The organism is Prosthecobacter sp. (assembly GCF_044232965.1).
Taxonomy (GTDB): domain Bacteria; phylum Verrucomicrobiota; class Verrucomicrobiia; order Verrucomicrobiales; family Verrucomicrobiaceae; genus Prosthecobacter.
Genome location: NZ_JBIIKX010000126.1, coordinates 1 through 8,531 on the forward strand (window position 1 = coordinate 1; position 8,531 = coordinate 8,531).

Here is an 8,531-nt window from a genome sequence, read left to right on the forward strand (position 1 = left end):
TCACGAGTGCGGTGACGAAGCCGCGTTGCGCGAGGCGTTCCATCATTGGTTTGTCGGCCTCGACCTGACGTGCTTTCCAGCCGCCGCCGTGGATGTCGAGGATGCATGGCCAGGTTCCTTCGGCATCTGGGACGTAAACGTAGAGCTCGACGGTGTGCTCAGGATACTTCGCGACTTCGAGGGTTTTCAGCGTGAAGCCGGAGGGCGTTTGCGGGATGAGTTTTTTCCACTTCGGCGCATCGGCGGCGAGTGTGACGATGCTGGAGTAGAGAAGAAGGCAGAGGGCGCGGCGAAGTGACATGATCGAGGCTTAACGCTGCGCCTTAGCTCGCCTTGCTGTCAGTTGGCGGTGCAGATTTTTTAGCGGCGGGTTTGCCGAGGTAGCCGGGGAGTTCGATGCCGACGTTAGTGGCGATCTCGTGCAGCGGCGGCACCGAACCGACGAGACCGGAGAGGAAATCGGCGGTGCGGGTCTTGCCATCTTCGCCGGTGCGGCCGGAATCCCAGACGGTGAGCTTGTCGATCTTGATGCCGGAGATGGCTTTGACCTGCTCGGCGACGAGGCCGGGCAGTTGCTCGGTGACCATGAGCTGTGCGGCTTTGTCGGCACCACCTGCGGCGGTGACGATGGATTGGAAGCCTTTGGCGCGGGCTTCGAGCTGGGCCAGCGTGCCTGCGGCTTCGGCTTCCATGTAGGTTTTAAGACCGGCGGCCTCACCTTCTTTGATGATGCGGATTTTTTCGGCATCGGCCTGAGCGACGAGTTCGATACGGCGCTTCTCGGCCTCGGCTTCAAGTTCGATGCGAAGGCGTTGCGCTTCAGCGCTGATGCGGACGCGATTTTTCTCGGCTTCGGCGAGCACTTCGATCTTCCGCTTTTCGATTTCAGCCTGAACGATGATGGTGGCCATCTGCGAGGCTTCTTCACGTTTGGCACGCTGACGTTCGGCGGATTCTTCGGCGAGATAGGATTCTTGGAGCGCCTTGGCGCTGGCGACTTTTTCGGCGGCGGTGCCAAGACGTTCGGCCTCGGCTTCTTTTTCGCGGCGTGAGGCGATGGAGTTGGCAATTTCAACGGCGGAAAGGTTTTCTCCGGTGACAGCTTCGGCCTGGGCTTGCGCGACGCTGATGCGCTTCTCTTTATCGGCGAGGGCGGCACCGATGTCGCCATCGCGCTCCTGCTGGGAGACCTTGATCTTAGCGTCGTTGATGGCGCGTGCGGCGGCTTCTTTGCCGAGGGCTTCGATGTAGCCGGATTCGTCGGTGATGTCCTGGACGTTGACGTTGATGAGGCGGAGGCCGACTTTCTTCAGCTCGACTTCGACTCCGTTGGAGATGTTCGCGATGAGCTTGTCGCGGTCGGCGTTGATTTCCTCAATGGGCATCGTGGCAATGACGACACGCATCTGGCCGAAGATGATGTCCTTGGCGAGTTCCTGAATTTGCGGCTGTGTTTGGCCGAGAAGGCGCTCGGCGGCATTTTCCATGACACCGGGTTCGGTGCTGATGCCGACGGTGAAGGTGGAGGGTGTGTTGACGCGGATGTTTTGCTGCGAGAGAGCGCCACGAAGCTGGATGTCGATGGGCATCGGCGTGAGGCTCAAGTAAGCGTAGTCCTGGATGACAGGCCACACGAACGAAGCACCGCCATGCACACACTTGGCGGATTTGTTGCCGCCGACCTTGCCGTAAACGACGAGGATTCTGTCGGAAGGGCAGCGTTTGTAGCGTGAGGCGAAGAACGCGAGCGTGGCGAAGACGAGGATGGCGGCGATGCCGGCAAGCACGGGGATCATGGGAGTATCGAGCATGGTTGTGGGTGGAAATTAGGAAGTGGGTTTGACGACGAAAGTGTTCGGCGGCATGAGCGCGGTGATTTCGATGCCATGCTGCGGAGCGAGCGCGTGATCGGAATCCGTGACGGCGCTGGCGGTGATGAGGCGGCCTTGAAGCATGACTTCGATCTGGCCGAGGCCTTCACGTTGGGGAGGAATGGTCACATAGACCTGGCCGCGCAGGCCGATGGCATTTTCGTAGTGCAACGAGCCGTCATCCCGCATGGACATGAGCAGGCGCATGGTGACGAACATCAGCAGCATGAACACCACTCCGGAGATGAGCGCGGCGATGGCGGTGGAGCCGGGAGACATGCCGTTGCGGTGGCCCATGACGCCCGCCCAGCCAAAACCGACGAAGAAAGCGACAAGGATTCGTAACGAGAGGATTTTGACGCTGTCGGTTGTGCTGCCGTCGTGGGAATCGGCACCGTGGTCGAAATCAGAGCCGTGGCCCATGAAGGCACCGATGAGCAGGAAGACCTGCAGCACGGAGGCGAAGACGGAAATGGCCCAGTAAAGCTGCGAGCCAGTGAGAAGGTCGGACCACGAGGCGTTCATGGCCGCAGGTTGTAGCGGGCACAAGAGATCAGGGCAAGCCTGGATGTGTTCCGCTTTTACGGCGTGTTTGTAAACCGGCCGCAACCAACCAGCATCACAGGCCGGGCGGCCGCTCGGAGGCTTTGCGCAGAGCCTTGGACTGCGCGGGTGGCGCGGCGGGGTCGAAGTACTCACCGCCGACGACCTGTGCTCCATCACGCGTCATGACGAGCGTGGGCCGGTTGCCCTCCGTGTCACGGTAGTAGCTGCGTTTGTACAGTTTGCCGTCAGGATTGATGATGGCGTGACAGCAGATCTGCGGCTTGGCGAGGAAGAAGATGTGCAGCTTGTTTTTGGTGTCGATGCTGATCTGTGGCTGCACGGCCATGTTGACGGGGCCGAGCAGAAAGGTCGCGAGATAGGCGCCGCTGCGCTCGTCGGTGATGCGGCAGTAGAGCTGCAGGATGTCGAGCTCACGAAACAGGATGACCTGGTAACGCCGCGAACGCCCCGCGTTTTGAAAGCCCTCGGGAACGCCGTAGGGCTGGTCGAACATGTTGGGCTTCGCGTCGGTGATGGTCATGCGCTCGCGGTTGGAAGTATAAAACTGGCCGGTGAGGGGGTGCAGCACGTTGGCGACCATGTGGAAGGTGCCGAGGTCGGCGGTGGAGTAGCCGCCGGAGAGCTCGACTTTGTAGCTTGTGGTGCCGCCAGCCTGCAGCCTGAGCGGCTCCTCCGAGCCCATGGTGATGGGTGAGAGCACACGACCCGTTGATTGAGTGATCTCAAAGTGCAGCCAGTCGCGCGCGCCATGGCCGCCGAGGATGACATCAGCGCCGGAGCGGTTGATGATCGTGATGGTGGCCACCACCGGCTCGCCGGTAAGGTACTGATCCTTCGACAAGGTCAGGTTGGTGACGTACTGCGCCCGTGCGGCGGTGGCGCACAGGCAGAGAATCAACAGCGGTAAAAAGCGGTTCATAACGGTCAGGGTTTCGGTAGGGCAGGAGGAGCGGAGCTGGAGGCGGTGCGAAAGCCGCGGGCGAGTGTAGCCTCGTTTGCGGATTCTGGAAAGAGGCGGTCGGTGAGCAGTTGGTCGCTGCTTTTCAAGCCAAAGTGCCCTCCGCGCACGACGGGCACCTTGATGTCGATGAAATCAGGGTGCGCGGGCCAGACACCATCCTGGGTTTCACCGCTGGTCCATTCACTGACATTGCCAGCCATGTCGCACACGCCGTAGCGGCTGACGTCCTGGGTGACGCGCGTGATGGGAGCCCAGAGGTTGTAACCGTCGATCTTGCCACCGCGCCCTTTAGGCTTGGTGTTGTAGTCATCTCCGAGGTTCGCGGCGTTGTTGCGCGGCTCGTTGCCCCAGGGGTAGCGAAAGCCTTTCTCCCAGCGGGCGGCTTTTTCCCACTCCTGCTCGGTGGGCAGGCGCTGGCCCTTCCATTTGGCAAAAGCATATGCGTCCCACCAGTCCACCTGAGTGACCGGCGTGTTCAGGGTGATGCCCTCGTTGTTAAAAGTGGCCCCGGACTTGGCCGCCGCATAGGAAGACTGCCACTGCGCGGGTTCATGGCTGGTTTTAGTCTTGGGCTGAAGCGGATGATCAAAAACTCCGGGCTTGGCGCTCTTCAGCGCGACCAAAAACTCCGCGTACTGGCCGATGGTGACCTCGTGCTTGCTGATCCAGAAGTCCGGCAGTTTTACCTTTTCATTTTTTTGGTACTCGAACTCGCCCGCAGGGATGCGGACCATCTCGACCGGCAGCACGACGACACCGCCGCCCGTCACGCGGTTCGAGCCGTTCATCAAGGCGCCGAGCGCGGCGATGATGAGCAGGATCACGGCCACCACTGCCCACACCCACCAGGGTTTGCGACCGTGTACGCCGGCTGGCAGGCTCTCCGCCTCGATTTTGCGCACGATGCTGCGCTCGCGCATGTCATCACGCAGATCATCGAGCGAGGCCAGCAGGCTGGTCCAGTCATGGTTTGCCTCGGCGAGGGATTGCAGCAGGCCGCGTGCCTTGCCCTCGGCCGTGATGGGACGCAGCAGATCGAGGAAGCCTCGCACATCGGCCCGTGCGTCACGCTTGGCCGCAATCGCGGGGCGGAAGATGTTCACGATGCTGGCCTGATGTTCTGTGTCGATGTAAATGTCACGCGGCGCAAGGCTACGGTGGTGGTAGCCGCGCTCGGTCGCGTATTGCATCGCCTCGGCCACGCCGAAAAGCACTTCCGTGAGACGACGTTCGCTCAGCGTTTCGTCGGTCATTTCGATCTCCGCCAGGCTGCGGCCGCGTGGCAGCTCGCGCGTGTAGAACAGCCAGCCGTTCACCTCGCCCGCCTCGTACAAAGGCGCGATGCGAGGGTGCGTCAGCGAGGCCTTCACACGTTCGCGCTCCTTGAACTTATCGACGATGTCGGGCTTCTTCAGATGCTCTGGCTTTAACAGCACCAATGCCACGGGCCGCTGCACCGCCACCTGCAGGGCGCGGTAAGTTTCCGCCTCTTTTTCGATGTAGAGCCTTTCCAGAACTTGGTAATTCCCCAGCACGGTGCCAGTCACCATCACGGGTGGCGCCTGGTCAGGCTCCACGGTGGGGGCCAGCAGGGAGCGGATGCGATCCAGCAGCTTCTCAGGTTTGTAAGGCGCGTCCTTCAGGACCAGCGCGTCTTCGATCTGAGCCTCGAAGCCGCTCAAGTCATAGCGGGTGGTGAACAGCACCCGCGTATGCGGGAAACGGGCGCGGGCCGCGTCACGCAGCTTAAACCCTGTCTCCTGCGAGGGAAAAATGGCCTCGGTGACGAGGATGTCGAGCGTGTCCGTCTTCGCGATCCACGCCGCGGCCTCCTTGGCCTCGGGAAAATCGACAATGGTGAAGCCGGGGAGGTTATCCCTCAGCCAGATGATGCGTTGGCCGCGCAGGGCGGCGCTGGAATCGACAAACAAAAGAGTCATGCGTGCGGGGGCGGGTGGCGATCATCTCCCCATGGGCGGGAGGAGCGGATTCGCGCCGGCGGGTGCGGAGCCCGGCGCGGATCCGAAATCCAGGAGATCGCGGGGCTCGGCGGCCACATCCTGGAGTTTGTTGTTATAGTACAGGCGCAGCATGTATCCATAATAAGAGCGTCGGCCATGCTGCTGGATTTCGGCGGCGGAGAGCGTGGGCAGGTGGTACACGACATCCAGCGTCTCCTCGCCGCTGCCGCTCCAGTCCACCGGGGTGGACTGCCACGTTTCGACCGGCTCTGGTGCGATGGTCTGCGCCACCTGCACTCCGTTCACCCGGTCAAAAAAGAACACCTCTAGGTTTACGGCCTTGCCATCCACCGGTTGGCTGCCAGCACGCACGATCGGCACACGCACCGTGTAGCGTTCCGCGTTGCTCACGGCGAAATCACGCGCCACCTGGCAGGCACCCAGGCGCAGGTTCTTTTCACCCTCCAAGCTGCCGCCACCGGGCATGGACAAAGGAGCGGCGGTGGCCGCAGGGCCAGCGCCGAGGCGGCGGGAGGCCAGTTCATAAAAGCTGCCCGCCTTGGTCTCACCTAGAAGCTGGATGCGCCTCCAGGAATCCGTGGCCTTGGTAGCCACTCCCATTTGCTCATAGGTCTGCGCGATCTCCGCGATGATCGCCGGATGATCCGGAGTCAGTTCGTCGGCCCGCTTGAGCATTTCCAGCGCACCCTGCATGTCGCTCATGCCGCGGATTTCCTTCGCCGTGGTGACGACGTAGTTCACGTCCTTCAGCAACTGCGTGGCAGGGTCTGGTTTGAAAGCGGGTGCTGGCGCTGGTGCCAATGAGGGCGTTGGAGCCGGAGTGGAGGGTTGTGCTGGCGGCGGCGAGGGTTGAGCAGCGGCGACCGGGGCTGGCATCGGAACTGACTGAGGCGTCACCACAGGCACCGGGGCCGGATTTGCCTGCTGGAAGGAGCCAATCGGCGGCGGAGCGCTGGACACGGGTGCGGCAGGCATCGGGGCTGGCGGCGCGGCCAGCGAACCTGGCAGCGGCGGTGCCGAAACCGGCGTAGGCGCGGCGATTTGGCCGATTTCCGGCACCACGCTCACCTGTGGCGGCAACGGTGTGGAAACAGGCTGTTGCACCATCGCCGTCAGTGTTTCCGCAGAATTTCGGGCTGCCAGCAGCTTCACCGTCAGACCGATCTGCACCAAGGCCAACACGCACAACATGCCCCACGCCGCCGCAGAGGCACGTTCGCGGTCAGGGGCGAGGATGGTGGAAGGGGGAGTCACAGGTTGCTGGAAAAGGCGCTTATGGTACGATTCGGGCCTCCTAGTGTCAATGCTTCAGGGTTCTTCGTTCAAAATGCCGGAAGGTTCATCCCCGCCGTTGTTCATGCATGCCCTAGAAACGTCGCCGCATCACATTCAGTGCGACTTTTCTTTCTCCCCGGCCGAAATCGCGGCGCAACTGTGCCATCGCCAGGGTTTCGTCTGGATGGACTCCTCCCTGCCCACCCCCGGAGCCATTTCCATCCTGACTGCCGAGCCGGTCGAGGTCTTGCAGGGCCACATTGACCACGATTGGGAAAAAGTCCGCGCCGCCCTGCGCACGCCCCGCGCCGCCGCCGGTGGTTTGTTCGGCTGGGTCGGCTACGACGGCCATTTCACCTTCGGCATCTACCCCCACGGCCTCATCTACGATCACGACAGCTCCCTCTGGTTCGAATTCGGCCATTTCACCTCTCACTTCTCACCTCTCACCTCTGCCCCAGTCGCCGTTGCCCCCAAGCTCGACTTCCAGCCCCAAGTCACCCGTGAGGATTTCATCCGCAGCGTCCAGCGTGCGCAGGACTACATCGCCGCCGGTGACATCTACCAAGTCAACCTCTCCTACCCCTGGAAAGCCGTCTGGCCGCAAGGCGCTGACTCATTGGCGCTCTATTTGAAGCTGCGTTCCGTCTCCCCTGCCCCTCATGCCGCCTTCATGCAACTGGCGGGCGCCTCCGTCCTCTCGGCCTCGCCCGAGTTGTTTCTGAACATGCATGGCTCACGCGTCGCCACCCGTCCCATCAAAGGCACGCGGCCCCGCTTTGTCGGCGACCCCGCTCGTGACAGCGCGGCCGTGCGTGAGCTCACCGGCTCCGCGAAGGAGCGTGCCGAACTGCTCATGATCACCGATCTCGAGCGCAATGACCTCGGCCAGGTCTGCGAGTTCGGCAGCGTCGCCGTGCCCGAGTTGTGGCGGGTGGAAAGCTTCGCGCAGGTGTTTCACCTCGTCTCCACCGTCACCGGCACGCTGCGTCCGCATGTCGATCACGTCGATGCCTTCCGCGCCTGCTTCCCCGGCGGCAGCATCACCGGTGCGCCGAAAAAACGCGCCACCGAGATCATCGCCGAACTCGAACCGCATCCCCGCGGCCTGTACACTGGTGCCATCGGCTGGTTTGGTTTCGACGGCCGCAGCCAGTGGAACATCGCCATCCGCACTGCCATGCAAAAGGGCGATAAAATCACCTTCCACGTCGGTTCCGGCATTGTTGCCGACTCTGTGCCGGAATATGAACACGAGGAAACCTTGCACAAGGCGGCGGGGATTCTGGCGGCGGCTTCCTGATGAGCCGCTGAACGCCACGCGCTGACAAGCTCACTGCTTGAGCGATTTTGCCGCCTCGGGATGTTTTTGGATCCAGACAGCGGCGGCCTCAGGTTGATGCGTCTTCCAGTCCTGAAAATGCTTCTGGAGGCAGGCTTTCTGACGTTGGGGCTCTTGAATCGAAAGCGCCGCGTCGAGGGCTGCGGATGGGGTCAGGTTGATCAGGGCGTCCGCCAGCAATTCCAGACCGATGTCTTTTCCCAGGCCGGGTTTCTGCGCCTGCAGCCACGCATTGAAAGACTCCATGTCCCGGGCCATCCAATTTTCAAACAGTTGCCGCAGGGCCGCCGCACGGTCCTCCGCCAGTTCGAGCTTCCCCGCCCAGGCAATGGCATTTTGAATGTCGTACTCCGGCCACTGAGACAGGACGTCCGGGCGTTGGACAATCAGGTGGTGCATGTCCAGATTAGGCGGTGTCTTCGCAAATAAAACGCCTTTCTGGCAAGGTGCTGGAATGGGCGGGAGTTGAGAAGGAGCCATGTTCAACAAACTGACCCGGAGTCTGCAAACCGCCCTGCGTGACAGGGCTTCTT

The 8,531-nt window shown here is 61.9% G+C and carries 8 protein-coding genes; 1 reads left to right on the plus strand and 7 read right to left on the minus strand.

Annotated elements, in window-relative coordinates; genetic code table 11:
* The 6 genes from ACILSI_RS26180 to ACILSI_RS26205 form a co-directional block, all read right to left on the minus strand.
* On the minus strand, positions 1–301 hold a 301-nt coding region (locus tag ACILSI_RS26180), incomplete at its 3' end, for an alpha/beta hydrolase family protein (RefSeq protein ID WP_395724879.1).
* A gap of 22 nt (positions 302–323) precedes the next feature.
* Entirely contained in the window at positions 324–1,811 is a 1,488-nt protein-coding gene (locus ACILSI_RS26185; protein WP_395724880.1) for a flotillin family protein, read from the minus strand.
* 15 nt (positions 1,812–1,826) lie between these two features.
* Positions 1,827–2,396: a hypothetical protein gene (locus ACILSI_RS26190; protein WP_395724881.1), complete on the minus strand. Its 570-nt coding sequence runs from the start codon at positions 2,394–2,396 to the stop codon at positions 1,827–1,829.
* Between the two features lie 94 nt (positions 2,397–2,490).
* Positions 2,491–3,357 (minus strand): hypothetical protein, encoded by an 867-nt coding sequence (locus ACILSI_RS26195; protein WP_395724882.1) that lies wholly within the window; start codon positions 3,355–3,357, stop codon positions 2,491–2,493.
* A gap of 5 nt (positions 3,358–3,362) precedes the next feature.
* The gene (locus ACILSI_RS26200) at positions 3,363–5,339 is read right to left on the minus strand and encodes an SUMF1/EgtB/PvdO family nonheme iron enzyme (RefSeq protein WP_395724883.1); all 1,977 of its coding nucleotides are present in this window, start codon (positions 5,337–5,339) and stop codon (positions 3,363–3,365) included.
* A gap of 21 nt (positions 5,340–5,360) precedes the next feature.
* Complete coding sequence (locus tag ACILSI_RS26205; protein ID WP_395724884.1) at positions 5,361–6,635, minus strand: hypothetical protein; 1,275 nt, start codon at positions 6,633–6,635, stop codon at positions 5,361–5,363.
* Between the two features lie 205 nt (positions 6,636–6,840).
* Between ACILSI_RS26205 and pabB the strand changes: the two genes are divergently transcribed.
* Positions 6,841–7,959 carry an aminodeoxychorismate synthase component I gene (gene pabB, locus ACILSI_RS26210; protein WP_395724885.1) on the plus strand — a complete coding sequence of 373 codons (1,119 nt, stop codon included), beginning with the start codon at positions 6,841–6,843 and terminating at the stop codon, positions 7,957–7,959.
* Between the two features lie 30 nt (positions 7,960–7,989).
* Here the strand turns inward: pabB and ACILSI_RS26215 are convergent.
* The coding region (locus ACILSI_RS26215) for a hypothetical protein (protein ID WP_395724886.1) at positions 7,990–8,531 on the minus strand (542 nt) is incomplete at its 5' end.

What these genes read in the sequence shown, in the direction of transcription:
- ACILSI_RS26185 (WP_395724880.1), bottom strand. Translation starts at nt 1,811, where the DNA reads ATGCTCGATACTCCCATGATCCCCGTGCTTGCCGGCATCGCCGCCATC.
- ACILSI_RS26190 (WP_395724881.1), bottom strand. Translation starts at nt 2,396, where the DNA reads ATGAACGCCTCGTGGTCCGACCTTCTCACTGGCTCGCAGCTTTACTGG.
- ACILSI_RS26195 (WP_395724882.1), bottom strand. Translation starts at nt 3,357, where the DNA reads ATGAACCGCTTTTTACCGCTGTTGATTCTCTGCCTGTGCGCCACCGCC.
- ACILSI_RS26200 (WP_395724883.1), bottom strand. Translation starts at nt 5,339, where the DNA reads ATGACTCTTTTGTTTGTCGATTCCAGCGCCGCCCTGCGCGGCCAACGC.
- pabB (WP_395724885.1), top strand. Translation starts at nt 6,841, where the DNA reads ATGGACTCCTCCCTGCCCACCCCCGGAGCCATTTCCATCCTGACTGCC.